The 26,187-nt window shown below is 63.7% G+C and carries 29 protein-coding genes; 17 read left to right on the forward strand and 12 right to left on the reverse strand.

The features are described from left to right. Positions 1-36: 36 nt before the first annotated feature. Positions 37-1,395 (reverse strand): amidohydrolase family protein, encoded by a 1,359-nt coding sequence (locus tag HALLA_RS02695; protein WP_049951943.1) that lies wholly within the window; start codon positions 1,393-1,395, stop codon positions 37-39. A gap of 114 nt (positions 1,396-1,509) precedes the next feature. Between HALLA_RS02695 and HALLA_RS02700 the strand changes: the two genes are divergently transcribed. After that, positions 1,510-2,124, forward strand: coding sequence for a TetR/AcrR family transcriptional regulator (locus HALLA_RS02700; RefSeq protein ID WP_049951944.1), 615 nt, complete (start codon positions 1,510-1,512; stop codon positions 2,122-2,124). 75 nt (positions 2,125-2,199) lie between these two features. Here the strand turns inward: HALLA_RS02700 and HALLA_RS02705 are convergent, their stop codons facing one another. The 3 genes from HALLA_RS02705 to HALLA_RS02715 all read right to left on the reverse strand — a co-directional run bounded on the left by HALLA_RS02705 (position 2,200) and on the right by HALLA_RS02715 (position 4,766). Further along, positions 2,200-3,138, reverse strand: a complete 939-nt coding sequence (locus HALLA_RS02705; RefSeq protein ID WP_049951945.1) for an alpha/beta fold hydrolase — start codon at positions 3,136-3,138, stop codon at positions 2,200-2,202. A gap of 111 nt (positions 3,139-3,249) precedes the next feature. Next, the gene (gene meaB / locus HALLA_RS02710; protein ID WP_049951946.1) at positions 3,250-4,353 is read right to left on the reverse strand and encodes a methylmalonyl Co-A mutase-associated GTPase MeaB; all 1,104 of its coding nucleotides are present in this window, start codon (positions 4,351-4,353) and stop codon (positions 3,250-3,252) included. Continuing rightward, on the reverse strand, positions 4,350-4,766 hold the full coding sequence (locus HALLA_RS02715) for a cobalamin B12-binding domain-containing protein (protein WP_049953984.1): 417 nt from the start codon (positions 4,764-4,766) through the stop codon (positions 4,350-4,352). The genes meaB and HALLA_RS02715 overlap by 4 nt, the downstream gene beginning before the upstream one ends. 225 nt (positions 4,767-4,991) lie before the next feature. On the opposite strand from HALLA_RS02715, the gene HALLA_RS02720 reads away from it, so the two are divergent. From HALLA_RS02720 to HALLA_RS02740, 5 genes are all read left to right on the forward strand, one after another. Beyond that, on the forward strand, positions 4,992-5,666 hold the full coding sequence (locus tag HALLA_RS02720; RefSeq protein WP_049951947.1) for an HD domain-containing protein: 675 nt from the start codon (positions 4,992-4,994) through the stop codon (positions 5,664-5,666). A 301-nt stretch (positions 5,667-5,967) separates the two neighbouring features. Further along, a complete protein-coding gene (locus tag HALLA_RS02725) occupies positions 5,968-6,948 on the forward strand; it encodes a transcription initiation factor IIB (RefSeq protein WP_049951948.1) in 981 nt (326 codons plus the stop codon). After that, complete coding sequence (locus tag HALLA_RS02730; protein WP_049951949.1) at positions 6,917-7,303, forward strand: hypothetical protein; 387 nt, start codon at positions 6,917-6,919, stop codon at positions 7,301-7,303. Before HALLA_RS02725 ends, HALLA_RS02730 begins: the two co-directional genes overlap by 32 nt. Positions 7,304-7,348: 45 nt before the next feature. After that, a complete protein-coding gene (locus HALLA_RS02735) occupies positions 7,349-8,239 on the forward strand; it encodes an SDR family oxidoreductase (RefSeq protein WP_049951950.1) in 891 nt (296 codons plus the stop codon). A gap of 89 nt (positions 8,240-8,328) precedes the next feature. Further along, complete coding sequence (locus HALLA_RS02740; RefSeq protein ID WP_049951951.1) at positions 8,329-9,531, forward strand: DHH family phosphoesterase; 1,203 nt, start codon at positions 8,329-8,331, stop codon at positions 9,529-9,531. Positions 9,532-9,628: 97 nt separating this feature from the next. On the opposite strand, the gene HALLA_RS20910 is transcribed toward HALLA_RS02740, so the two are convergent. After that, positions 9,629-9,799, reverse strand: a complete 171-nt coding sequence (locus HALLA_RS20910) for an HVO_0758 family zinc finger protein (RefSeq protein ID WP_169732104.1) — start codon at positions 9,797-9,799, stop codon at positions 9,629-9,631. Between the two features lie 113 nt (positions 9,800-9,912). On the opposite strand from HALLA_RS20910, the gene HALLA_RS02745 reads away from it, so the two are divergent. The 6 genes from HALLA_RS02745 (at position 9,913) to HALLA_RS02770 (ending at position 15,935) form a co-directional block, all read left to right on the forward strand. Further along, complete coding sequence (locus HALLA_RS02745; RefSeq protein WP_084568911.1) at positions 9,913-11,130, forward strand: MFS transporter; 1,218 nt, start codon at positions 9,913-9,915, stop codon at positions 11,128-11,130. A gap of 109 nt (positions 11,131-11,239) precedes the next feature. Then, positions 11,240-12,364 carry a glycosyl transferase family 2 gene (locus tag HALLA_RS02750; RefSeq protein WP_049953986.1) on the forward strand — a complete coding sequence of 375 codons (1,125 nt, stop codon included), beginning with the start codon at positions 11,240-11,242 and terminating at the stop codon, positions 12,362-12,364. A gap of 95 nt (positions 12,365-12,459) precedes the next feature. Beyond that, positions 12,460-12,963, forward strand: a complete 504-nt coding sequence (locus HALLA_RS02755; protein WP_049951952.1) for a DUF7109 family protein — start codon at positions 12,460-12,462, stop codon at positions 12,961-12,963. 4 nt (positions 12,964-12,967) lie between these two features. Next, a complete protein-coding gene (locus HALLA_RS02760; protein ID WP_049951953.1) occupies positions 12,968-13,555 on the forward strand; it encodes an NUDIX hydrolase in 588 nt (195 codons plus the stop codon). 140 nt (positions 13,556-13,695) lie between these two features. Continuing rightward, positions 13,696-14,475 (forward strand): DUF7388 family protein, encoded by a 780-nt coding sequence (locus tag HALLA_RS02765; RefSeq protein WP_394298872.1) that lies wholly within the window; start codon positions 13,696-13,698, stop codon positions 14,473-14,475. A gap of 251 nt (positions 14,476-14,726) precedes the next feature. Continuing rightward, positions 14,727-15,935, forward strand: a complete 1,209-nt coding sequence (locus HALLA_RS02770; protein WP_049951955.1) for an NAD(P)/FAD-dependent oxidoreductase — start codon at positions 14,727-14,729, stop codon at positions 15,933-15,935. Between the two features lie 117 nt (positions 15,936-16,052). Here the strand turns inward: HALLA_RS02770 and HALLA_RS02775 are convergent, their stop codons facing one another. Then, positions 16,053-16,568 (reverse strand): Hsp20 family protein, encoded by a 516-nt coding sequence (locus tag HALLA_RS02775; protein ID WP_049951956.1) that lies wholly within the window; start codon positions 16,566-16,568, stop codon positions 16,053-16,055. Between the two features lie 238 nt (positions 16,569-16,806). Then, positions 16,807-16,965, reverse strand: a complete 159-nt coding sequence (locus HALLA_RS20915; protein WP_169732105.1) for a DUF7559 family protein — start codon at positions 16,963-16,965, stop codon at positions 16,807-16,809. Between the two features lie 151 nt (positions 16,966-17,116). Here HALLA_RS20915 and HALLA_RS02780 point away from each other — a divergent pair, with 151 nt between their 5' ends. Together HALLA_RS02780 and HALLA_RS02785 are read left to right on the forward strand one after the other, a co-directional pair. Further along, entirely contained in the window at positions 17,117-18,868 is a 1,752-nt protein-coding gene (locus HALLA_RS02780) for a radical SAM protein (protein ID WP_049951957.1), read from the forward strand. 261 nt (positions 18,869-19,129) lie between these two features. Continuing rightward, positions 19,130-19,534, forward strand: a complete 405-nt coding sequence (locus HALLA_RS02785; RefSeq protein ID WP_049951958.1) for a TRAM domain-containing protein — start codon at positions 19,130-19,132, stop codon at positions 19,532-19,534. A 151-nt stretch (positions 19,535-19,685) separates the two neighbouring features. Here HALLA_RS02785 and HALLA_RS02790 read toward each other — a convergent pair whose 3' ends face one another. From HALLA_RS02790 to HALLA_RS02805, 4 genes are all read right to left on the reverse strand, one after another. After that, positions 19,686-20,453, reverse strand: a complete 768-nt coding sequence (locus HALLA_RS02790) for a heptaprenylglyceryl phosphate synthase (protein ID WP_049951959.1) — start codon at positions 20,451-20,453, stop codon at positions 19,686-19,688. Positions 20,454-20,539: 86 nt separating this feature from the next. Beyond that, positions 20,540-21,298, reverse strand: coding sequence for a YkgJ family cysteine cluster protein (locus tag HALLA_RS02795; RefSeq protein WP_049951960.1), 759 nt, complete (start codon positions 21,296-21,298; stop codon positions 20,540-20,542). Between the two features lie 102 nt (positions 21,299-21,400). Then, on the reverse strand, positions 21,401-22,213 hold the full coding sequence (locus HALLA_RS02800) for an MBL fold metallo-hydrolase (protein WP_049951961.1): 813 nt from the start codon (positions 22,211-22,213) through the stop codon (positions 21,401-21,403). Positions 22,214-22,381: 168 nt separating this feature from the next. Next, on the reverse strand, positions 22,382-22,663 hold the full coding sequence (locus tag HALLA_RS02805; RefSeq protein ID WP_049951962.1) for a MarR family transcriptional regulator: 282 nt from the start codon (positions 22,661-22,663) through the stop codon (positions 22,382-22,384). Between the two features lie 136 nt (positions 22,664-22,799). Here HALLA_RS02805 and HALLA_RS02810 point away from each other — a divergent pair, with 136 nt between their 5' ends. The 3 genes from HALLA_RS02810 to HALLA_RS02820 all read left to right on the forward strand — a co-directional run bounded on the left by HALLA_RS02810 (position 22,800) and on the right by HALLA_RS02820 (position 25,132). Next, entirely contained in the window at positions 22,800-23,201 is a 402-nt protein-coding gene (locus HALLA_RS02810; protein ID WP_049951963.1) for a PPOX class F420-dependent oxidoreductase, read from the forward strand. A 240-nt stretch (positions 23,202-23,441) separates the two neighbouring features. Continuing rightward, positions 23,442-24,149 carry a class I SAM-dependent methyltransferase gene (locus HALLA_RS02815; protein ID WP_049951964.1) on the forward strand — a complete coding sequence of 236 codons (708 nt, stop codon included), beginning with the start codon at positions 23,442-23,444 and terminating at the stop codon, positions 24,147-24,149. A gap of 71 nt (positions 24,150-24,220) precedes the next feature. Then, positions 24,221-25,132, forward strand: coding sequence for a glycosyltransferase family 2 protein (locus HALLA_RS02820; protein WP_049951965.1), 912 nt, complete (start codon positions 24,221-24,223; stop codon positions 25,130-25,132). 74 nt (positions 25,133-25,206) lie between these two features. On the opposite strand, the gene HALLA_RS02825 is transcribed toward HALLA_RS02820, so the two are convergent. Continuing rightward, positions 25,207-26,028 carry an amidohydrolase family protein gene (locus HALLA_RS02825; protein WP_049951966.1) on the reverse strand — a complete coding sequence of 274 codons (822 nt, stop codon included), beginning with the start codon at positions 26,026-26,028 and terminating at the stop codon, positions 25,207-25,209. Positions 26,029-26,187: the final 159 nt, after the last annotated feature.

Raw genomic sequence — 26,187 nt, forward strand, 5'->3', positions numbered from 1 at the left:
TTTCTGTGATTGATATTCGAATTCGGCCCGCAAGCGTTACAGATCCAGCCCCGCCTCGTCGATCAAGCGCCGACCGGACTCCACGAATCGATCGAACTCCTCGTGTACGAGGGGATTGCGCAGTTCGCCGTCGCGTTTGACCGGTTCGCCGTCGACCAGCACCGTATCGATGTGAGACGGGTCCGACTGGAAGACGACGGTCTGGATCGGCGAGTGAGACGGCGCGGTCGTGAAGTCATCAGTTCTGATCGTGACGATATCGGCCCGCTTGCCGGGCGTGAGCGTCCCGATCTCGTCTTCCATGCCCAGCGCCTTCGCGCCTTCGATGGTCGCCATCTCGAGGGTGTCCCGACAGGTCAATCGCACGCTGGTGACCTCCTCGTCGCTCTCGAGGATCTTCTGGTTGTCAAGCATCCGCTGGACTTGCAGGCCCACTCGCATCTGCGCGCCCATGTCGCCGCTGATGTCCGAACAGACGTCGACGCCCCAAGTCGGCTGCCCGCCAGCTTCCAGAACCTTCCCCGTCACCGGGATCCCGTGGGCCATCTGCATCTCGACCTCCGGGGTCGCCGAGAAGGAGACGCCCTGCTCGACGGCGTGGTCGATGTCCTCCTGTGAGAAGTGGTTTGCGTGGGCAATGTTCACGTCGGGGCCGAGCATGTCCGAAATCGCGCCGAAACCCTGGTAGTCCTCGCCGTAGATCGAGGAGGGCCAGCACGCGGCGCCCATGTGAATCGTCGCGACGACGCCGAGTTCACGCGCGAGCTCGAGGTCGCTCCGGGCGACCTCCTCGGTGGTGAAGTCGGGACCGCGAAGCGCAAGCCCGAGCGAGAGCAGGTCGTCGTCCACGATCTTTTCGTCGCGAAGCTTTCGGACGGCCTCGTCCGGATGGCCCTCCGTGCTGTCGAACCACCACGTCGCCGCGTCGTTGCCCGGCGGCCCGTACGCGTACAGCGTCCGCAGTCCGGCGTCTTTCAACCCGTCGACGGCGCGTTCGGCGTGTTCGGGCGTGTTGATCGCGTGCGACCAGTCGAGCGCCGTCGTCGTCCCCGTGTGAAGTTTCTCGAGCGCCCCGAAGAGGTTCCCGAGGTACATGTCTTCGGGCTGGTAGAGCCCGGCGATGTTCCCCAGCATATCGTCGAAGTAGTCGCCCATCAGCGACCAGTCGCCGGCGATCCCCCGCACCTGGGTCTGCCAGAGGTGAATGTGCGAATCGACGAACCCCGGGATGACGATGCGGTCCGTCGCGTCGATCACGTCCGCGTTCGACGCGCTCAACCCGTGCCCGATATCGACGATTTCTCCCTCCTCGATCAGTACGTCCGCGTCCTCGAGCGTCCCGATCTCCGGGTCGAGCGATACCACCGTCCCGTTCTGGATTATTGTTCGTGACATGTGCACATGGCTAGTCTTACCACGAGGATAAAAATTTACTGTACGGTAAACCTCGCCAGTACCGTGTGCTCCTCGAGCAATCGAATTATATGGCGTTCTCACCAGAGTACGCGTATGAGCGAGTCCGACGGGAAGGTTTCCGCCAAGGACACCGAAGCGGTGATCATGGAGGCGACCTTCCGTGCGCTGAGCAAGCACGGGTACTCGGATCTGCGAATGCGCGATATCGGCGAGGAGATGGAGCTGACCCGGCAGGTCATCCACTACCACTACGACGGGAAATACGACCTGCTCTCGTCGTTTTTAGAGTACGTCATCGACCAGTACGAAGGCAGCGTCGAGGTGGAGGCGGACGCGGACCTCCGGACGGAACTCGACGCTCGCATCGACCAGTGTCTGTTCGGCCCGGAGTTCGGCGAGTTCACCCACTGGGACCGCATGAAAGTGTACCACGAACTCTACGCCCAGGCCCAGAACGACGACCAACACCGGGAGATTTTCAACGAACACTACGAGCGACTCCGCGGAAGCGTCGTCGAGGTCATCGAGGAGGGGATCGAACAGGGCGTCTTTCGCGATGTCGACGCTCGGCAGATGGGCCAACTCATCACCGACGTCATCCACGCCGCGCGCGGGCGACGAATCTCGCTGGGTCACGAGGACGCCCCCGAACAGGCCCGCCGAGCCATCGACGAGTTCGTTCTCGACTCGCTCGAGATCGAGGACTGAGCGGGAACTCGAGGGCCTGGTATCGGGGAAAACGACGATTCTTCGAGGGAGATCGTTATTCTTCGAGGGAGATCGTTATTCTTCGAGGTGGGGAAGCTCCGCGGCGAGGTACTCGACGAACTTCTCGGGATGCTCGGCGTGGGGCAACAGCGTCGAGTAGTCGATGACGACCAGGTCCAGATCGGCCGCTTCGGCGAGATCGCGCCCGTCGCGCAGGGGCACGAGTTCCGCGTCTCGGCCCCAAACGAGCGTCGTCGGCGTCTCGAGGGCGGCGAGTTCCGTCTGGAGGTCGAACGACGGATCCGGATCGAGCGTCCCCGCCGCGAAGGAGCCGGGCGCGTACCGCGCGCCGGGCTGATGGGCGCTCTGCCAGCCGTAGGACACCTGCTGTTCGTCGATGTTCGCCGAATCGTAGTAGCCGTCGCGGTCGTAGAAGTACCGGATCGACGGCTTGCTCGAGAGGAGGGTAAAAAGCGTCGTGCCGACGACCGGCGTTCGAAACAGCGTCCGGAGCCACGGCCGCTCGGTTCCAGTTTCTGCCGTCGGACAGATGAGCACCAATCGCTCGAAATCGGCGTCGTCGGCCGCGTCGGCCGCGAACGAGCCGGTCAGTGACGACGCGACGACGATAGGTGACTCGGTCACGTCGGCTGCGAACTCGCGGATGAAATCGGCGTACAGCCGGGCCGAATACTCCAGCGGCGGCCGATCGGATCGGCCGAACCCGGGGAGGTCCACGGCGATCACGTGGTAGTTCTCCGCGAGTCGCTCGAAAATCGGCTCGAACTCGTTGGTGCTCCCGGCCGCGTGAATGCCGTGACAGAGGAGCATATCCGGCGCGTTCGGATCGCCCGCGACCGTATAGGAGATATCCATCCCCCGCCACCGGTAGGTGCGTTCGACGCCCGGAAGCGGATTCTCGAGCTCGCCCGCCCGTCGCCTGAGCAGGCGGTTTCCGAGGACGGCTGCGCCAGCGGTTCCCAGCGCTCCGGCGAGTGCTGTTCGAAGCTTCATAGCCAGCAATTCGTCGTCGATGCCCTTCAACTTGCGGCCGTCGATGGGGCCGTCTCTGGCGCAGCGCTCGGCTCGCCATCGTTGAGACAGTTACGACGGCCGCGGAACCGCCTATCGCGACTGGTTCCCCGGCACCCGCTCGGTCTCGAGGCGCTCGAGACAGTCTTCGACCGGCTCGAGGAGTTCGTCGGCGATCACGTACGGATCCGTCTCGCCGGTTCGGACCGCTTCGGCCACCGCCTCGATCCCGCCGGCGCGTCGAAGCTCGTCCTCGAGCAGCGAGTTTACGTCCTCTCTGAGCAGCGTCCTGATCTCTTCGGCGTAGCGCTGGCGCTCGTTTTCCGCCCGCTCGCCGGATTCCTCGAGGTACGTCTGGTGACTCTGAAATTCCGCGAGGAGGTCGTCGATGCCCTCGCCTTTCGTCGCGACGGTTTCGACGATCGGCGGTCGCCAGTTCGTCCCCCCGTCCGACTCGTCGGCGTCCGCCGATTTGTCAGCACCGTGCCCGGCCGCGTCCGTATCGGCTGGCCCGTGGTGGCCGCCGCCCCCGCCGCCGAACCCGCTCCCCTCGCCGAGGTCGATCATCTCTCTGAGTTCTTTGACGGTTCGGTCGGCCCCCGGTCGATCGGCTTTGTTGACGACGAACACGTCCGCGATCTCGAGGATGCCGGCTTTGAGCGTCTGGATCTCGTCGCCGGAGCCGGGCGGGACGAGCACGCCGACGGTGTCCGCCGTGCGGACGATGTCGATCTCGTTTTGGCCCGCGCCGACGGTCTCGATGATGATCTTGTCCTTGCCGAAGGCGTCCATGGCCTTGACCGCGTCCGCGGTCGCCGTCGAGAGACCGCCGAGCGTGCCGCGGGCGCTCATCGAGCGCACGAAGACGTCCATGTCACCGACCGTCGACGCCATCCGGATGCGATCGCCGAGCACCGCGCCGCCGGTAAAGGGTGAGGAGGGATCGATGGCGATGATGCCGACGGTTTCGCCGCGCTCGCGGTAGGTTTCGGCGAGTTTGTCGACCAGCGTCGATTTGCCGGCACCCGGACTCCCCGTGATGCCGATCACGTCCGCTTCGCCGGTATGTGCGTACAGTTTCGAGACGAGATCCCGGTAGCCCGGCGCCCGGTTCTCGATCTTCGAAATCGTCCGCGCGAGCGCGCGATGTTTTCCCGATAGCAGTTCCTCGAGCAGCTGCTCGTCCGGGGTGCTCATCGTTGCGGGGCGTTCTCGCGGACGAAGTCGATCGTCTCCTCGATCGAGGTGCCGGGGCCGAAAATGGCGGCGACGCCCTCCTCCTCGAGTTCCGGGCGATCCTCGTCAGGGATCACGCCGCCGACCAGGACGAGCGTGTCGTCCTTGGCGTCGTACTCCTCGAGACCGTCCATGATCTTCGGGACGAGCGTGTTGTGGGCCCCCGAGAGAATAGAGATACCGAGCACGTCGACGTCCTCTTGCACCGCGGCCTGGACGATTTCGTCCGGAGCCTTGTGCAGTCCGGAGTAGATGACCTCGAATCCGGCGTCGCGGAACGCTCGAGCGATGACGTGTGCCCCGCGGTCGTGTCCGTCGAGCCCGACTTTCGAGACGAGACACCGAATCGACTCCGCTTCCTGTTCGCTGCTCATGACAGTACGTTTTCCGGCCGTCTGTTTGACTTTAACGGTCTTTCCTGAGAATGTGTCAATCTCTAGCGCGCGGGCGACTCCGAGCAGACGAACCCCCTCGTGTCCCGTCGTTGTCCGGCCGCGGTAATCGCTCTCCATAAAACTGGACCGAACCAAAGGCTAAAGAGCGAAACGACCGTATATCCCGCTAATGACTATCATTCGTTTATTGCGGAGGGATCTCTCGTGGGCGTCGAAATAAAAGAAACCAGGGTCACCGACGCCGAGTTCGAGGCGATGAAGCGTTTTGTCTTCGAGTACCTGGCGGCCAGCGTCGAGAAGGAAGACGAGGGCGGCCGAATGCGATGGTACCCCTGGCACTCGGCGGAGTACCGACACAACCACATCCTCAACGTGGTCGCACTCGCTGAAGAGATCGCGGAGAAAGAAGGTGCGGACGTCGACGTCACGCGCGTCGCCGGCCTGTTCCACGACGTGGCCAAACTCGAGACCGATCAGGAACTCCACGCCGAAGCCGGGGCTCGCGTCGCCCGCGAGTACCTCGAGTCCCGCGGGGAGTACCCCGAATCGTTCGTCTCGCAGGTCTGTCGGGCCGTCGAGTACCACTCCTATCAGGGCGACTTAGACGACCTCGCCCTCGAGACCCAGTGTCTCATCGAGGCGGACTTGCTCGATAAGGTCGGCGCGAACGGAATCGCGCTGATGCTCCTGCGCATGGGCTACGAAGCGCGAACCCACATGGATTCGGAGGAGATGGTCGACCGCGTCTTAGAGCGCGGTCTCGAGGCCGCAAGTCGCGTCGAAAGCGACGCGGCCGAGAGCATCGCCCATCAGCGGCTCAAACGCGTCCGCTGGTTCAGCGACTGGCTCGAGGACGAAATCGCGGCGATCGGCGGTTAGCACGGACGACCGGTCCTCGAGCCGCGTTTCTCGATCTGTCCCTGCGAGAGACGAGCATCAGCGTCGGTTCGATCCAACTTCGCGTCGCCGCTCATTTTGCCGATTTTCGATCGTGTTGCCGGCCTCGTCGTACCGTCCGTCGCCGACGGTTTTGAGCCGTAGTATGGCGTTTTCGACGTGATCTGGGCCTCGAGGGCGTCGGATTCCCAGCGAATAGGAATCCGCCGCTCCCTCTTAATCCTCGCTCCGAATGTGCTAGACGAACACAAGCTCCGGCGCGACGGCCGGTGCCTGCCATATCATGAACGAGATACGCACCAGGACGCCCCCGCAGGTCGAGACGACCGAATCCGCGGACCGAACGAAACCCGCGGATTCGAGGACCGAATGCCCGGAGTGCAGTGGCGATCTCGCCCGCGACGCCGATCACGGCGAAACGGCCTGTCGCGAGTGCGGACTCGTCGTCGACGAGGAAACGCTCGACCGCGGCCCGGAGTGGCGCGCGTTCAGCAGCGAGGAGCGCGAATCCCGCAGCCGCGTCGGCGCGCCGATGAGCGAACTCAGACACGACAACGGACTCAGCACGCGGATCGACTGGCGAAACCGGGACGGCTACGGGAAGGAACTCTCCGCGAGAAAGCGAAAGTTGTTCCAGCGACTGCGAACCTGGGACGAACGATTCGTCACCAAGGACGCTCAGGAGCGAAATCTCAAGCAAGCCTTCGGCGAAATCGACCGGATGGCCTCGGCGCTCGGCCTCCCGAAACCGTGTCGGGAAACGGCGGGCGTCATCTACCGACAGGCCGTCGAGCACGAACTGCTCCCCGGCCGATCGATCGAGGGCATGGCGACGGCCAGTTTGTACGCCGGTGCGCGCCAACAGGGAACCCCGCGGACGTTAGTCGAGTTCGAGACGGTGAGCCGCGTCGAAAAGCTTCGGATCCAGCGGGCCTACCGGTATCTCTCCCAGGAGCTCGATCTTCGACTCGAGCCCGCGGATCCGCTCCAGTACGTCCCGCAGTTTTCCTCGGCACTCGAGTTGAGCGACGAGGCCGAACAGCGCTCGCGGGAACTCCTCGAGGCGGCGAAAGCTGACGCCCTCCACAGCGGCCGAAGCCCGGCGAGCATCGCCGCTGCGGCGCTGTACGCGGCCGGTCGGCTGACGAACGAGGATATCACCCAGGAGGCCGTCAGCGACGCCGCTCACGTGAGTTGCGTGACTATTCGGAAACGCTACACGGAGATACTCGATGTCTACGAAAAACACCAGAACGGCCGATGAGACCGATCTCGGGGAGCACCGAATGACGACTGAACGACGAATCCTCCGACACCTTGCGGAGCGGGGTCCGCTCGACGTCGTCGACCTCGCGACCGCGCTCGAGGATCACCCGATGACGGTCGAACTCGCCTGCGAGCGCCTCCATGAGAAAGAACGCGTTCGACTGATCGGTACCGGACGATACCGACTCGTCGAACGCGAAACAGTCGGCGAATACGAAACCGTCGCCGACAACGAGGAGACTGCGGACGCGAGCACTACCGACGAAAACGCTGCCGATGAGAGCGCCAGCAATATGGGACGTGCTGTTGATGCGAACGCCGGCGACCGCGAAGAGACTCTCTCGAGCGAGTAAGCGTCCGAGCGGTGGCGTTATGGGGCATCGATCCCGACTACGCGTATGCGAGTTGCAATTCTCGGCTGCGGGTACGTCGGCTGCGAGCTGGGCGGACAGCTCGCCGAGCGCGACCACGAGGTGATCGGCGTTCGCCGCTCGGAAGCGGGTCTCGAGACGATCGAATCCCTCGGCTTCGAAGCCGTTCGAGCGGATATCACCGACGAAGACGATCTCGAGTCGATCCCGTCGGTCGACGCGATCGTCTTCGCCGCGAGCAGCGGTGGACGGGGTGCGACGGCCGCCAGACGAGTGTACGTCGACGGACTCGAGACGGCCATCGAGGCGTTCGGCTCGCGAGAGGATCCGCCGGATCGGCTGGTCTATACCTCCTCGACGGGCGTACACGGCGATCACGACGGCGACTGGGTCGACGAGGAGACGCCGATTGACCCGACCACCGAGAAGACGGCGGTCCTCGCCGAGGCGGAACGCGTCGCCCTCGAGGAGCCGCCAGAGTACGGGTTCGAAGGCACCGTCGCCCGGTACGCGGGCCTGTACGGGCCGGACCGGTACCGACTGGAGCGCTACCTTGAGGGGCCGGTGACGGCGGGCTACCTGAACATGGTCCACCGCGACGACGCGGCCGGTGCCGTCCGATACTTGCTCGAGGAGGATCTCTCTCGGGGCGAAGTCGTCCAGGTCGTCGACGACGAACCAGCCGAAAAGTGGGCGTTCGCGGACTGGCTCGCGGAGGCCGCGGGCGTTGCCGACCCGCCCAAGCGGACGAAAGCCGAACGCCTCGAGGGCGAGGCGCTTTCTCCCGCCGCCAAGCGTCGTATTCGAACCAGCAAACGCTGTTCGAACGAGAAGCTCCGAAATCTCGGGTACGAGTTCGTGTATCCGACGTTTCGGTCGGGATATCGAGACGCAATCGATGCGTATACCTCCGAGTAGTCGGTATCCGAATACTACTTCCGATACAGTTTGGCTACTAACCAGTCAGATGGGGGAAAATTCTTGGTGGCTCGATTTAACAGTGGGATATGAGCTATCAAGGAGTCCGTTTGCTGGCAAACGCGCTCGGTGGTGAGAGCGCGTTAGCGGTCGACGACGCTGTGAATTTCGCTACATCGACGGACCCGCTCGTCCTTTCGCTCGTGGTTCTCGGCGCTGTTGGCGTTGTATTCGGTGGGTGGGGGTTCGTTCGTTGGTTTCGACGGCCGCCGGGGACCCGTCTCAAACGTGTGCTGACCTCCCACGACGACGTAGCGGTGTTGATGCATCCGAACCCCGACCCCGACGCCATGGCGTGTGCGATGGGTGTCGCCGAAATCGCAGACGAAGTCGACACCGACGCCACCCTCCAGTACTCCGGCGAAATACGACACCAGGAAAACCGCGCGTTCAGGACCGTCTTGGACCTCGACCTCGAGACGGTCGAATCGAGTTCCGATCTCGCCTCCGACACCGTGGTGCTTGTCGATCACAACACCCCACGCGGATTTACGGGGGCACAGACGGTCGAACCGGTCGTCGTCGTCGATCACCATCCCGGAAACGGCGCTGGAACGTCGTTTACTGACGTTCGTACCGACTACGGCGCAGCGTCGACGATCATCGTCGAGTATCTCGAGGACATGGACGCAACGATGGCCGACGACGATGACGAATCGGAGGGCGGCTTCGAGGTATCGCCCGAACTCGCGACCGGGCTGCTCTACGGCATCCAGTCCGATACGAACAATCTGACCAAAGGGTGTTCGAAAGCAGAGTTCGACGCGTGTGCGTTTCTCTTTTCGGGAATCGACGAAGACGATCTCGACCGGATCGCCAACCCGCAGGTCAGCGACGACGTGTTACAGATCAAGGCCAAAGCGATCACCGAAAAGCGCGTCGAGGGCTCGTTTGCCACCTGCGACGTCGGAACGATCGAGAACGTCGACGCGATTCCGCAGGCGGCGGACGAACTCATGCACCTCGAGGGAGTCACGGCCGTCGTCGTTTACGGGGAAAACGACGGCACGTTGCACCTCTCGGGGCGGTCGCGCGACGACCGCGTTCACATGGGCGAAACCCTACGTCACGTCGTCAGTGACATTCCGATGGCCAACGCCGGCGGTCACGCGCGGATGGGTGGCGGCCAGCTGTCGGTCGAGCACATGCGCGGCATCGGCCCATCGGATGGGATCAGCCGCGTCGAACTCGAGGACCGGCTGTTTGCCGCGATGTCTGGCGATCGATCCTAATGGAAGGCTTGCTCCAGGCGGGCGGTGTAGTTCGAGAAGAAGCGTCGGTGGAGGGCGGACGAAAGGAGATGGTGGAAGCAGTCTGACGACTCGGTGGTTACCGGATCTCTTTCCATCTCGTATCGCAGTCCGGACAAATACGAATCGTCTCGATCGAGTCCGGATCGTTCTCCGTCTTGAGGGGCTTCTCGCAGTCAGCACAGACCACTCGTTCGTAGGTATCCTTGTCGAGGTCTCCCTTTCGAAGTGCCTTCCGGATTGATTGCATAGAAGTCTCTACGAAGGTCGGGGAGAAAAAGACACGGGCTGTTATTGTCTCTCTCGCTGTCAATTACTATTTCGATTCGAAAGCATGACTTGCCAGCGACCAACAGGTACCGTATGAACGAACCGGTGACCCAGCGCGGTCGCGGTCGGACGGCAGTCTTCGGGTCACTGTGCGGGCTCGTCTTTCTGGTCAATCTCGGGCGGATGATCTACGCACCGCTACTCGAGCCCTTTCAAACCGAATTCGCCGTGAGTACGGGAGCCGTCGGCCTGTTGGCGACGCTCGCCTGGGTGGGCAGCGCAGCCCCCCGACTGCCGACGGGATACCTTCTGACGAAAGTGCCACGGCGGTGGGTGGTGCTCGGGACCGGACTCGTCCTCGCAGGCGGCTCGGTGTTCGCGTCCACCGCGAACTCGTTAGGCGTCCTGTACGTCGGTGCGCTGTTGATGGGGATCGCCAGCGGCGTCTACTACGTTTCCGCGATGCCGCTCGTCAGCGAACTTTTTCCCGACCGCCCGGGCCGGGCGATCGGCATCAACGGCATGGCGAGCCAGCTCGCGGCCGTCGTCGCGCCGCTTCTGGTCGCCGGCATTTACGCGATAGCGACTCTCCCGATCGATCCCTGGCGGGTGATCTTTCTCCTGCTGGCAGCCGGGGCGATACTCTCTGCGTTCGCGTTTTACCTGACCGCCCGCCGGGTCGATCTCCCCGGCACCGACCGGACAGATCTGAACCTCTCCGAAGCGCTGTTCGCACAGTGGCGGATCATCCTCACCGGGATCGCCATCGTCGGTCTCGCTGGCCTCGTCTGGAACGGCGTATTCAACATGTACGTGAGCTATCTCGTCGAGTCGAAGGAATTCTCACAGGGGATATCTCAGATCATGCTCACTGTCGTTTTCGCGACCGGCGTACCCGCGTTCTGGCTCACCGGGGTCATTGCGGACCGGGTCCCGTTCGTCCCGCTCATGCTCGCCGTGTTGGCCGGCTTCGTCATCTGTCTCATCGGATTGATCCTCGCCCAGAGCATCCTCGCCGTCTTCCTCGTGTCGGCGGTGATCGGCTACGTCATGCACAGTCTGTTTCCCGCGACCGACACCTACATTCTGGCGTCACTGCCCGACACCCACCGCGGAAGCGGGTACGCCGTCTTCAGCAGCGCGATGATGCCGCTACAGGCCGTCGGAAGCGTTCTCGTCGGCGGCCTCGTCGACGTTGGATTCAGCTTCGATACGGTCTTCGCCGGACTCGCCGCCGGACTCGTCGTTTTGATCGGCGTACTGGTCGCGCTCTGGTCGGGCGGGTTGCTTCCCGATGGCGCCTCGAGCTGACTCCCGGTCCGATATACTCGGAAAACTGCGCACCTGACGGGTGTCATCCGGCCCCACGCGGCTCGCCGGAGTCGTGGCCGTTTTGATGGTTCGCTCGAAGTATCCATCGATGGAATACGTTCAGGAGCGGATCGCCACGCTCCACGAGTTCGGCTCGACGCCGCGGGTCGGCGACGTCGAGGCCGCGCTCGCGGAAACGGCCGTCGTCGTCCCGATGACCGCTCGGGAACTCGAGAGTCCCGCGGCCGAGCGCGTCCTCTCGGAACTCGAGGTCGTCGACCCGGCCGCCGTCTTCGTTCCAGTTCGCGCGTCAGCAGACCGGATCGGCGCGGTTCGCACCTGGCTCGAGTCGTTCGATCTCACGCTGACGGTACTCTGGTGTAGCGCCCCTGCCGTCGAGGAGCTACTGGCGACCGTCGGTCTCGATAACGGCTTCGGCAAGGGCCGCGACGTCTGGCTCGCGCTCGGCCCGGCGGCCCAGGCCTGCGAGTACGTCGTCGTCCACGACGCGGACGCGCGGAGCTACAACGGGGATCACGTCGCGCGCCTGCTGGCACCGCTAACCGACGGGTTCGAGTTCACGAAGGGCTACTACGCCCGCGTCGAGGACGACACCCTCTACGGGCGACTGTTCCGGCTGTTTTACGAACCGCTCGTTCGCGCGATAGCGCGCCGCCACGACGAGCCGATCGTCGCATATCTCGACTCGTTCCGATACGCTCTCGCCGGCGAATTCGCCGCGTCCGCAGCGTTGATCAACCGACTCAGAGCGCCTCGAGCGTGGGGACTCGAGGTCGGGACGCTGGGCGATGCGTTCGAGTACGCCGGCTTCGAGGGAACCGCGCAGGTCGACCTCGGCCGCCACGAGCACGACCACCGCTCGGTCACGGGCGACGCCGGACTCGAGCGAATGAGCCGGGAAGTGGCCGCCGAACTGTTGCGCGTGTTCGAAGAACGCGGCGTCGATCCGGCGTATCGAACGCTTCCCCATCGGTACGTCGAAAGCGGCCGCCGGCTGATCGCCCAGTACGAGGCCGACGCGCGGTTCAACGATCTCTCCTACGACGCCGACGCCGAGCGCGACCAACTCGAGCGCTATGCCGAAGCGATCGAGTCGCCGGGCCCGGATCGCCGGCTTCCGCGCTGGGTGGACGCGTCGATCGATCAGTCAGCCGTTCTCGAGGCCGCCCAGCCCTGGCCCGAACGACGACTCGAGTCCGGCACGTCCGACTGAGCGCCGCGGTTTTGATCGACTGCGGCGGTCGCATCTCCCGCGGAAGAACGGCTCGGCTCGAAAACCCTATCAGACGACCCGCCGTTAGCGGGGGTATGGACGCGACGGCTGACGAACTCGCTGGCGTCGTCGACCTCTTCGGTGGCCTCTCCCGGGACGAACTCGAGCGGGCGCTCTCCGAGGCCGCCTTTCGCGCTGACGGGAGTTCGATCGACGAGCACGCGCTCTCTGAGGCGATCGACGACGGCCTCGAGTCGTTCACGCTGCTCGAGTGTCCCGCCGAGCGCGTGACGACGGATGAGACGGCGCTTGACCCCGAGACCACGTTCCTCGTCTCCGGGCCGGCAGCGTTCCCGACGGTACCGGAATACGCGGAGGACGTGCCACACATTCTCGACATCGACCGCCGCCGGTTCGATCGGGGGGTCCTCGGTCGGGCCGCTCGAGAGCGGTTCACCGATGCGGTCGAGGCGGCACTGGACGGGGAGACCGACGACGACCGACTCCGGGACTTGCTCGAGGTGAGCTACGACATCGAGACGTGGGGACCGGTCGAACTCTCGGACGAACGCGCTCACATCGAGGAGGGGCTCGACTGAGCGCATGGCGCGACTTCGTCTCGAGGCCGTCGCGGATCACGAGCCGATCCAGATCGACGACCAGCCCTACGACGCCGCCGTCCTCGCGCCGGTTATCGACCGCGACGGGGAGGACCATCTCCTCTTTACGAAACGCGCCGACCACCTCGGCGAGCACCCGGGACAGATGAGCTTCCCCGGCGGCGGGGCGGAACCTGTCGACGACACGATCCTCGAGACCGGTCTCAGGGAGGCCGCAGAGGAGATCCGTCTCGAGGCCTACGAGACAGACGTGGTCGGGCAACTCGACGACATTCGGACGATCACGGAATACGCCGTCACGCCGTTCGTCGTTCGCGTACCCGACCGGGCGTACGACCCCGACGAGAGTGAAGTGGCGGAAATCGCGATCCTCCCGCTGTCGGGACTCCTCGATCCGGACAACTACGAGTGCGAGCGACGGAGCCATCCGGCCTACGGCGAGGCCGTCGTCCACTACTTCCACGTCGACGGCTACACCGTCTGGGGCGCGACGGGGAACATTCTGGTGCAACTGCTCGAGTTAGCGACCGATTTCGAGCCCGGCGACCGGATGGAACGGTCGACGTTCTGACGCCGGACGAGGCCCGCTGTGGCGCGGAAGCGCCACGCTTTTGCGGGCGCATCACCGAGCCTGGGATACTCGCGCAGACGAAGTATCGTGATCGAAGCCGCGGAGTCGACCGCCGTCCCCGCGCGAGGTGACCGTCAATGTTGACAGCTACGAGCCCAGTAACCCGTGCCGGATTGGATGCGATCGCGCTCAAACCCGCCGAGTGCGACGTCTCGAACGCCGAGTCGCTCGACGTCGAGACGATCGTCATCGACTACGAAGGCCGCTCTCACCTGCCGGAGCCCGCTGTGCTCGAGTCCCTCGCCGAGACAGCGGACCTCTTCGTGACGACGCCGGTTCGCGCCGACGGCTTCGACCCGCTCGGTGACGAGACGCTGCTCGAGACGCTCCCCGACGACGCCGGGCGCGTTCTCGTCGCGGGCCACGCGGCCTACCTCACGGACGACGAACGGGCGCGCGCCGTCTCCCCGCGACTCGGGGCCGCCCTCGAGACGGACCCCGAGGCCTGGGTCGGTACGGAGGGCCTCGAACGGATCGCGATGGCCACCGGGGCGACTCAGTTCGAACTGTTCTCGCGGTCGACCGAACGGGAGCTTCGATCCCTGCGTCGTGCGGGGTTCGACGGTCGGATCTCGGTCTACGCGCCCGCGGTGTTCACCGACGACGCCGACGAAATCCTCGGCGCGATCGGCCCCTACCTCGCTCGCCGCCGTCCGGTCTCGAGTGCCCTCCCGGAGGGTGCGCGAACGGACGCGAGCGCGCAGGGTCGAGCCCGAGAAATCTTGCTCGAGGCCGCCGACGACTACGCGCTCGCCGGCCCGGAAGCCGACGTTCGCGAGCGAACCGAGCGCTTGCGGGAGGCCGGTGCCACGACCATCGTCGGCTACCCCGCACGCGGACTCGACACGGTCCTCGAGTAATCGATCGAACCCCGATTATCGGGTCGAGAACCGTGCTCCTCGAGTAGCCGGAGCCGATCGCAGAACGTGACGAGCACCAGTGGTAATAAGATCCCTCGCTTCCGAGTTTCCGGCATGGTACGATGGGTGCGTTTTTCTCTTAGCGGCCGTCGAAGTTTCCTCCCCGGAGCGTTCTCTCCCGAACCGTTCGTCACCGCTGTGCGCTCGCCCGAGCCGCGTAGCGACGATGCTCGAATCCCTGGTGATCGGTCGTGAGCGAGGACGACTCCGATGCGGAACTCGCCGTCGGTGCGGACGCGTTCGCCGGAGCGGGGGCGGGACTCGAGGTCGCGGTCGTCGGTGCCGGCGCGGTCGGCGCGACGACCGCCTACGACCTCGCCCGCCGCGGCGCGTCGGTAACGCTCTACGACAGCGGCTCCGTCGCCAGCGGCTCGAGCGGGCGAGCGGCCGGATTGTGTTACGACGCGTTCGCGTCTGCGCTCGACGCCGAAATCGCGAGCGACGCGATCGAGCGGTTCCGCGCCTTTTCGGGCGACGATACCTTCCCGTTCGTCGAGTGTCCGTACGTCTGGCTCGCGCGGGAGGGCGACGACGCGCGCGAGGACGCCATCCGCGAGCAGGTCGATCGAATGCAACGAAACGGCGTTGTGGCCCTCGAGATGACCGGTGTGGAACTCGGCGAGCGGTTCCCCGCCCTGCGGAGCGACGACGTGGCGGTGGCGGCCGTTGCGGGTGCGGCCGGGTACACCGACCCCGCCCAGTACACGGCCTGTCTCGCGGCCGCTGCGACCGGGGCGGGTGCGACCCTCGAGTCGAATACCCCCGTGAACGTGTCGTTCGACCCGCCGCGAATCGAACCCGTCGACGCTGACGGACGTGCCGTCGGTGAACGCGAGGTCGACGTCGTCGTCGTCACCGCCGGCGCACACACCAAACGACTGCTCGCCGACGCCGGGATTCCGATCGCGATGAAGCCCTATCGCGTCCAGGCGCTGGTCGCCGACGCCGCGCTCGAGGAACCGATGTGTTACGACGCGACCGACGGGTTTTACGTTCGCCCGCATCCGGACGGGATCCTCGTCGGGAACGGAACCGAACCGGTGGAAGCGGATCCGGACGCGTACGACCGGTCGGCCTCGCCCGCGTTCCTCGAGGGTATCCCGAGTCGCGTCGGATCGCGCCTCGAGGGGGTCGACCTCGAGATCGACCGCTCCTGGGCGGGACTCTGCACCGCGACGCCGGATCGCGACCCGCTCGTCGGCGAACTCCGATCCGGGCTGTTCGTCGCGACCGGGTTTCAGGGACAGGGATTCATGCGCGCGCCGGCGATCGGCGAGCGACTCGCCGGGATGGTCCTCGGCGACGGTGACGGCGACCTCGAGCGGTTCGATCCGACCCGCTTCGCGGGAGACGAGTCGTTCGAAATCGTCGAAGGAATGGGTGTCGAGTCGGAGAACTAGACCGCCTCGCCGCCTGTCGCTGTGGCTCGACGGAATGCCCCTCACTGTAACTCGAGGTGATTTCGGGCCAGCTGCGCTGGAAGGCTGGCTGGCGCTAAAAAATTCGATCGGCGCGGTTCAGTCGTCGATCGTAATTTCGTCGGCTTCGGGTCCGCCGGATTTGCCACCATCGGCGTCGTCGACCGGGAGGTCTTCTGCGTCGCCGTCGGCCTCGCCGACCGTGAGGCCGTCCGGGTGATCGTCCACGTCCGTAGCGGTGCCGTCTTTGGGAATTTCGACGTTGAGCGTGCCGACTTCGGTCAGTCGCGCCGTGCCCGCGTCGGGTTCGACGATCGCGTCCTCGGGAAGTTCGGCTTCGCCCTCGAGCGACATCGAGCGACCGGGAAACCGCATTCTGAACCCGTCGTGAAACCGGCGGAAGCGATTGATATTAACGCCGACGGTCCCCTCGAGGTATCGGACCTGTAGCTCTTCGGCTTCGGCACCGGGTGCATCGAAGACGACGAGATACGACGTATCGTTCTCGAGGATATCCGCCGAGAGCGATCGAGAGCGTTGCGTGTAACTACTGACGCGCCCGAGCTGTCGATACAGCACGTTTCCGACCGAACCGCCGATGTCTTTGAGCGTCACGGCACACCACCACGAGCGGGGACCACACACAGGGACTGACTGACGTACATACCCACGATAGGGTGTAGGAGGCCCTGGTTGATATTGGTTTTGCTGAATGGAAAATAACGTCTGACGGGACACCCCGACGCAGTCGGGCCATGCGGATCGGAAATCGCTAACGGCACGTGGCTCCATCTGGGGGATGCCGGCTACCTAAAACAGCGAGAGAGCCCCGCCGTTCACACTGGGGAGGCTGTCATAGTTCGACGACCTCGAGACAATCGGTGCCGCCACAGACCGGACACGACAGCTCCGAGACGGAGTGGTCTTCGGGGACGTCGTAGGTATAGTGGTTCTCGAACAGGTCGAGGAAACAGTCGTCGTCGGTGCACGTGATCTCTTCGGTCGGTGGCATACGCCCCACTAGCGGGAGTACGATTAAGAACGATTGGGTCCCGGAGCCGAGAGTCAGTCCGCACACAGCACGGCTGTGGGGATAGCATCCAGGACGCAAGCGCCAGGTCGTGTAGTCACCGTTTTAGGCCTCGAGACGCTACCACTGTGCCATGACAGACCCCGAAACGCTCTCGGTGACGATCGTCGACGGCTACGTCGATGAGCCAGCACACTTCGGGGTACCGCCGTACATGTCGACGTATCCGCGGTACGCGGCCGGCGCGCTCGTCGACGCGGGCGTCCCGCGCGAGCGGATCACGTACCACACGATCGACGGCCTGCGCGACGAACCCGACCGCTGGCGGGACGTCGACGAGGCCGACCTCCTCGTCTACCTCGGCGGGATGACCGTCCCGGGGAAGTACGTCGGCGGAACCCCCGCAGAGCCCGACGAGGTCCGAAAACTCGCCTGGACGGCGAGCGGGACGACCCTGATGGGCGGTCCGGTCAAGTTCGGCGTCGGCGAGGAAAACGCCGGCGCGACCGAGACCGAGCGCCAGGATTTAGACTTCGACTTCGTCGCGAAAGGCGACGTCGAAGCGGCGGTCTACGACCTCGTCGAGAGCGGCCTCGAGGGATTTAACAATCGAATGCGAGACGTCGACGAAGTCTCTCACTGGGCCCAGGAGGGCGCGTTCGTCGTCGAACAGCACCCGAACCACCCCGAGCACCTGATCTGCGAACTCGAGACCTCCCGGGGCTGTGCCTACCGATGTTCGTTCTGTACGGAACCGCTCTACGGAAACCCGACGTTCCGACCGCCGCCGACCGTCGTCGGCGAGGTCGACGCGCTCTCGAACCACGGCGTCACGCACTTTCGAATCGGTCGGCAGGCCGACATCCTCGCCTACGGTGGCGACGGCGAAGCGCCGAATCCCGAGGCGCTGCGCGAACTCTACGGCGGGATCCGCGAGGTCGCACCCGACCTCGAGACGCTGCACCTCGACAACATGAACCCCATCACGATCGTCAACTGGCCCGAGGAAAGTCGGGAGGGGATCCGGATCATCGCCGAGCACAACACGCCGGGCGATACGGCCGCGTTCGGTCTCGAGTCGGCGGATCCCCTCGTTCAGGAGGAAAACAACCTGAACGTCAGCGCCGAGGAGTGTTTCGAGGCGGTAAAAATCGTCAACGAGGAGGCGGGCTGGCGACCCGACGGGAACTCGAAAACGGAGCGACCGGACGACCGCCCGGGGAAGGGGTCAGCAGGCGGCAATTCGCCGACTCGCCTCCCGAAGCTACTGCCCGGAATCAACCTCCTGCACGGACTCAAAGCCGAGCGCGAGGAGACCTACGAGCGAAACCTCGAGTTCCTCAGGCGCGTCTACGAGGAGGGGTACATGCTCCGCCGGATCAACATCCGGCAGGTCATGTCCTTCGACGGGACCGAGATGTCGGATACCGGGGCGACGATCGCCAACGAGCACAAAGACCTGTTCAAACGCTACAAGAAACAGGTCCGCGAGGAAATCGACAACCCGATGCTCTCTCGGGTCGCGCCGAACGGAACCGTCCTGCCGGACGTCCACCTCGAGTACCATCAGGACGGCACGACGTTCGGCCGCCAACTCGGCACCTATCCGCTGCTCGTCGGCATCCCCGGCGAACTCGAGTTGGGGCGGACGATCGACGTGGCGGTGGTCGACCACGGCTACCGGTCGGTTTCCGGCGTCCCGTACCCGCTCGACGTAAACAGCGCGTCGATGGCCGAACTCGAGTCGATCCCCGGCATCGGCTCGAGTCGCGCGGGCGACATCGTCGTCAATCGCCCCTACGAATCCGTCACCGAGATAGATTCCGGGGCAGACGCGGATCTGACCCGGTTTGCGACGGTACGCTCGCTAAACCGCGCGGACTGAGAACCGGTCGATCGATTCTTTTGGAGCCGTCGCCAGAGGCGCGTCTCGAGGTCACTCGAGAATCGGCCAGCCATGTTATCGATGCGATCGAGCCGTGCCATTGATGAACAATAGCGCACAAACCCCGTCACTGCTGGCGGTTTCGCGACTCGCTCGAATCGCAAGTCGACGGCGTTCGGGGCCGACGCAGCCGAAAACGCGATCCTTCGGTCGGTAGTTCTATTATGCATGCGATTCAGACAGAAACGTGAGGGTCTAACTGTGGAAATATCTGAAAAACTCCTGTGTCTGTTCAGTACAGATGTTTCGAAAGAGGAGGATCGATACGTCATCGAAGTACCACGACAGGAAGTCGAAACCGGGGGCGTCGAACCGGGGGAAATTTACAAGGTTGCGTTGATCTCACGGGACGAGGCGACCGAGGAGACGCCAGTCACATCCGAGCGAACGAGTCCACCATCCGAACCACAGCCACCGGTGGATGTCGGTGAAACTCGATACGTCGAGATCGAAGACATCGGCAAACAGGGCGACGGCATCGCTCGCGTCGAGCGGGGCTACGTCATCATCGTGCCCGGAGCGGACGTGGGCGAACGGGTCAAAATCGAAGTCAGCGAGGTCAAATCGAACTTCGCGGTCGGCGAAGTGATCGAAGAAACCTTCTAACCGCTCGAGGCCGTCGACTCCGCCCGGACGACGAGTGCTCTCCACGGTGACACCACAACTGTCTTCTGAGCGCACCGCTCTCCCGGTATTGACGATCCGGCCCTATCCGAGGGGTTCTGACGGTATCGACTAGCTTCGATCGAGCCACGGACTACCGGTTCGGAATCGTCTCGAGGTAGGTGTCGGGGTCCTCGTGGAAACAGTCGCCGACGACGACGGCGTCCGCGCCCGCCTCGAGGATCTCGGCCGTTTTCTCGCGGCTGTCGATCCCGCCGCCGTACAACAGCGTGGTGTCGCTGAGGTACGTCGCCGCCGCTTCGACGTCTTCCGGGCCGCCGTACGTGCCCGAGTACTCGACGTAGAGGATCGGAAAGCCGTAGAACGCCTCGGTCGCGAGCGCCGCGCCGGCGACCTCCTCGGGCGTGTATACGGTATCGACGCCGGAGACTTCGGCCGCCGCCGAATCGAGGTGCTGGACGACGTACCCTTCGCCGACGAGTTTCGTCACGAGGTCGGAAATCGCGTCGATCCCCTTCGATTCGATCACGTCTCCGAGCAGTGGCGCGCTCGAGCCGAACGTTTCGCTCGGTTTCCGTCCGATCTCGGTAAAGAGCTCGACGTGTTTGCCGACGAAGTGGTCCCAGTCGCCGTTGTAGACGGCCGGAACCGAGAGGTAATCGGCTCGTTCGATCGTCTCCTTCGAGACGTGGCTCGCGTCGTAGGGTTCTTGAAAGACGGGAATATCGGGCGCGGCGTCCGTGATCGACCGAATCGCCTCGAGCGTGTTGGCTTCGGTGACGCCGTCCGAGCCGCCGACCATCACGAGGTCCGTTTTCCGAAGGATCTCGAGGTCGGACGGAAGGGGTTTGGCCGGATCGACCTTCGTGATGTGGCTGCACTCGTCCCAGTCGATATCCATGCGTGGCGGTTTGCTCACCCGCCTAATATCTCTGCTGGTCACTCCTGGGTCGTCGTTTTGTCACCGAACGCGCCGTGCGTTCGAGGCTACTCCTCGAGCGGCGTCCCGTCCGCTCGTTTCGGGCCTTCGGAATCGTGAACCACGACTCCGTCGCGGCCGGGTGATGTGGGCTCGTAGTTGTCTCTGACGGCGATGGCCTCCTCGAGTTCCCGCACGGCCCGTTCTTTCAACGCGCCGGCGAGGTCCTCCGCGTCCACGCGGGAGATGTCTCGGCCCAGTCCTTCACACTCGTGGGCCCGAACGAGTCCTTCCTCGTCGACGGCCTCGCCCATCGGCTGGCTCGTTCCCGCGAGCGCGACGCTGAACGGGTAGGTCCGACAGATCAGGGGCCGATCCTCGTGTGCGACACAGCCGCCGACTCCCCGTTCGTCTTCTTCGTAGAATACGCAATCTCCACAGGCGGTCGTCTGCAGCGCCCACTCGAACGTTTCGCCCTCGAGGTCGCCGTCCTCGTCTTCGGTCAATCCGTACGGCATCGGGCGAGCGACGTCTCGCCACTCGTCGGCGGTCGCGCCGTCGACCGCCAGCTCTCGCGGCTCGCGATCGGAGTCCACCTCATCGCTCGCCCCCTCGAGCAGCGTTCTGACCTCGTCGGGAAAGACCGTCGCCGTGTGCGCTTCGGTCGCCTCGGCGTCGGTGCTTCCATCTCCGCTGTCGTCGTTTTTTTCGGCGGTACAGCACGCGCCACAGCGCGTACATTCGAATCCGATCGATTCGATCGCGTCCGCCAGATCGCTCTCCGAGAGGTCACGGGCCTGCTCGAGTTCCGATTCGAGAGACTGCACACCTCACACTCGTCGCCGAAGCGGAAAAATGAGTTGCTGTCGGCGGCTGCCGGCGACCGTCGGTCGACAACGCGGATCCGGACCGATTACGCCGAGGGCCGATCACGCCGAATTGGACTCGCGCGCTCGCGCTCGCTCGCCATCCCAGTCGACCCGTCCTTCGACCGCGAGTTTCTCGAGGTGAGCACGCACCGTCGCTCGAGCCATCGCTCGAACGCCACTCAGATCCTTTTCGTAGGCGGCCTCAAGGATCTCGTCCAGCGTTTCGGCTCCGGAATCGACGGCCGCGAGCACGCGTCGTTCTCGCTGGATTCGATGCTCGAGAAGTCGCTCGAGGGTCGCTCGGGGGTGGTCGATGACCGGACCGTGGCCGGGAAGCAGTTCGGGCGGGTCGATGGCCCAGAGGCGTCTGAGTGTGGTCATGTACGCCCGCATCTCGCCGTCAGGAGCGCCGACGACGACGCTCCCCTCGGCCATCGCGCAGTCTCCGCAGACGATCGGACCTCCGTCTCCGACGACCAGCCCGATGTGATCGCTCGCGTGGCCGGGCGCGTCGAGGACGGTAACCGTATCGGCGGTTCCCGACCCGTCCCCGATCGAAATCGTCGAACCGGGCCACAGCAGCCGATCCGGATCGCGGTTCGTCGCCTCGAGAAATCGATCCACGTGACCGCGGTGGGCCCAGACCGCGGCGTCGGTTCGATCGGCGTATGCGGTGACACCGCCGACGTGGTCCGGGTGCGTGTGGGTCACCACGATGTGTTCGACGTTGCGCGCCGCGACCAGGTCGTCGAGTTCGTCGGTTCGATCCGCGGGATCGACGAGGACCGCGGGATCGGTCCCGAGGAGGTATGCGTTCGTCGCTCCGCCCGGTGCGGCGGTCTCGACGGGAACCGAGCGGCGGACGATGTTCATAATAGACGGTTCGCTCGAGGAGAAAAATGCGTATCGGAACGACAGTAGCGTTACCAGAACGGTGCCATACGATCCTGTGCGGCTCGTATCCGAGGCCAACAGCTGTCTCCCCCATATGTGGCTTCGGCAGGCTCTCGGCCCGGGGCGTCGCTGGCAGTCACGTCCGCTTCAGTGGTTGAGGTAGTAGACCTGTTTGCGCGCGTCGCGGAAGCTGTATCGCGATTCGACGAGTTCGACGTCCTCGAGTCGATTGAGCGCGTAGCGAACGGTTCGATCCGGAAGCAGCGATTCTTCGGCGAGTTGTCCCTGTGAAAGGGGAGAATCCGTCTCGAGAACTTTTGCGACGAGTTTCGCGCTCGGCGGCAGGTCACGAAGGCGGTCACGGTATTCGGCTTCGGTCAGCGGTTCTTCGGCGGCGCCAGCTTGCTCGTCAGCCGTACTCATACTCATACCATCCCCAGCGAATGGACGATGGTAAAGCTTCCCTATATGTGGATAGGAACAATCCAGTTTGTAATAGGTGTATTAGTAGTATATATATTTGATTTGCGAACCGCTCTTCCCGCTCGCGGTCGTTGGTGGTCGTATGGAATCTATCCCAGCGGAGTATCAGGATTTGTTCGATCGAGAAAGCATCGCGCACGTTTCGACGATCATGCCCGACGGAACGCCACAGGTGACTCCGGTCTGGGTCGATATCGACGACGAGGGCTACATTCTCATCAACACCGTTCGAAGTCGACAAAAGGCCCGGAACATCTCCGAGAATCCGAAGATCGGGCTCTCGATCACCGATCCGGACGACCCGTACCAATACCTCTCGATCCGCGGCGCCGTCGAGGAGATGACGACCGAGGGTGCCGTCGATCACATCGATCAGCTCGCACAGCGGTACATGGACGTCGAGGAGTACCCCTACCACGACGATGAAGAGAGCGACCGGGTAATCGTACGAATTCGGCCCGACCGCGTAATCGCGGGACAGTGACGGCGGGGCGTCTCCGATCGACGACGGTTTCCTGCTGGCTGTTCACGTTCAGATCTGTGTCTCGCTCGCCGAACCCGCTCTGAGAGCTTGTGGCAGCGCTCCGTTGTTCCTCCGATAGCGGCGCTCCGTGCTAGTCGTTCTCCGGGAAGACGTAACCTGACCGCCCGAGATACTTTCCAAATCGCCCCTCAGCGTCATCCAGTATTGTTTTATCCTCCGACACCTGTAGTTTCGCCCAGTGTGAAAGGACAGGAGTGGTACCAGGCCGACGATGTCGCCGAGGAGTACGACGACAAACGGTTCTCTCAGGGTGGTGAACTGATCGACCAGCGTGAGAAGGAGGCCGTACTCGAGGCGATCGCTCCCCTCGAGGACAAAGACGTACTCGAAATCGCCTGTGGTACCGGGCGATTCACCGTGATGCTCGCAGCACGCGGTGCGAACGTCGTGGGACTCGATATTTCGGCTGCGATGTTACAGCGCGGACGCCAGAAAGCACAGCACGTAGACGTTTCGGGGAATCTCGATTTCCTCCGCGGGGATGCAGGACGACTCCCGTTCCCGGACGATCACTTCGATACGGTCGTCGCGATGCGGTTTTTCCATCTCGCGGACGATCCGGAGGGATTCCTGCGTGAAATGCGCCGGGTTTCGCGCGATCAGATCGTCTTCGATACGTTCAACAGGTTTTCCTCCCGGAGCATCTACAACTGGGCGCTCCCGATGGGGTCGCGACTCTACTCGAAAAGCGAGGTGAGCGTCCTGCTCGCCAAAACCGAACTCAAACTCGAGGCGGTCGAAGACGACTTCATCGTCCCGTACGGGTTCTACCGGTCGGTTCCGAACGTCTTCGCGTCGCCAATCCGTCGGCTCGATTCGCTCGTCGGAACGCTCCCGATTACCGACCACCTCTCGTCGGTCTCCTACTGGAATACGAGCGTTAGATAACAACTCGCTAACTATCCGACGTGGGAAAAACCCCATTCTATTTTTACTGTTGGGTGAATCTACGTATTCATATGGAGCTCTCGGTAGTCGTCTCGACGCTCAACGACCGGGAGCAACTGGTCTCTAGTCTCGATGTCCTGACCGATCGAACGCCATCCTCGACCGAAATCATCGTTGTTAACGGCCCGTCGTCGGACGGAACGACCGGTGTCGTTCGCGAGCGCGAGGACGTCGACGTCCTCGTCGAAATCTCGGAACGAAACACGAACGTCTCTCGAAACGCCGGCCTCGAGGTCGCCTCGAGCGATGTCATCGCGTTTCTGGACGGCAGGTACGCGATCGAACGAGGGTGGTACGAGGCCGTCGAGAACGCGATTACAGCCGGCGCCGACATCGTTACGGGGCCGATATCGGGCGTCCGGGACGCGATCTCTCGACGACCGCGAGAGATAGACGGGCAAACGGTGACTCTGTTTGACTGTGACAACGTCGCGTTCGACTCGTCGGTGTTAGAGGCGCTCGACGGCTTCGACGAGTACCTCTCCGTTGATGGCTCTCGAGACTGCGCACACCGCGTTAGTGCACTCGGGTTCGACGTGACCTGCGAGGACGAGATGGCGATACAGTGTGACGTCGAAACCGACGGCGGTCGGCGCGAACCCGATTGGGGAACGACGTATCGATCGCTCTCCTATCGACTGGCAAAGAACGACGGACCGCGACCGACGGTCGTCGGCCGGATCGGTGCCAGTGCGCTTCGAGATGGCGTCAGTGCCATTCGGACCATCCTGTCCGGCGAATCGACGCCAACCGGCTGGTTCGACGACGGGATATCGGTGACGAAAAATCTGGGAAGCGGTTTCATAGACGGCGTTCGGGCTCGGTATGCCGACCGATCGTTGCGCCGGAACCCGAACGGGCTTTCGGTGAGACACGATCGCGCGGTGCAGGTGTACGATCGACGCGACACGACGGCGGAGTAGGTTTCGACCGGAAACGCGAGTAGTCGCGGTATCAGGTACGAACGGTCTCGATTTCTGTCACGAGGGTCGTGTTCTCAGCCGTGATCCGGCGCGAGCGCGTCGATCACGCGACACGTATTTTTTGAAAAGGCACGCCAGAGCTTGTCCTCGGAGACGTCGAGCGTGAGGATCTCCATGACGGCCACGTCGGGGTGACAATCCGGTGCGCCGCTGCCGAACAGGACCCGGTCGGGGTGTTCGAGCAGCGCGCGTTCGAGTACGTCCCGGTATCTGACGAAACTCGTCTCGAGATAACACTCGTCGTACGTTTCGAGAAGGTCGATCATCCCGTTCATCAGGTCGCGGTCGAGCGGATAGCCGCCGAAGTGAGAGACGATGACGGGAATCGAACGCTCGAGGAACGTCGCTGCGATCTGCGTCGGGGGAGCGTTCCGTCCGCCAGAGACGATAATCGGGTGTCCGACGTCCTCGAGCACGTCGAGGACGGTCACATCGGGATATCCGTCGGTAGCCGGATCGAGGACGAACCCGTGAAATCGGTCGTCGTACGCGTACTGTTCGACGTCTTCCGGCGTCGTGTGAAACGATTTCCGGCCGGAAACGGCGTTCCGGAGCCGGCTCGTGGCCGTCGATCCGCCCTTTTCGGAGCCGTTGATGCGGGCGAACGCGACGAAGGGTCTATCGACGCTCCGGCGTGCAACCCCATTGTTCGCGGCGACATAGCTCGTTTCCGGCGTTGCGCGCGGAAAGACGACCGACCTCGTGATACCAGCCTGGTGCATCTCTCGCTCGAGACGATCCGGTGAGATCACCTGCGGCCCCCCACTCGTTTCGGTACCGGGTGTCAGTCGCGTGTAGACATCGACGATGCGAAACCCGTGTTCCAACTCCAGCATCCCAACCAGTAGTTGTTGGCCAGCCCATATTTCCCTATCGAAAGAACGTTTTCGATGCGTGTCTCACCGTCCCACGACCAATCGCCAGAGGGGACCGACGTTGTAGGGAAAAGGTTATATAGAAGTGCTGATGACATACTTAGTGAGGATTCAACTATG

It is taken from the genome of Halostagnicola larsenii XH-48 (assembly GCF_000517625.1).
Classification (GTDB): Archaea; Halobacteriota; Halobacteria; order Halobacteriales; family Natrialbaceae; genus Halostagnicola; species Halostagnicola larsenii.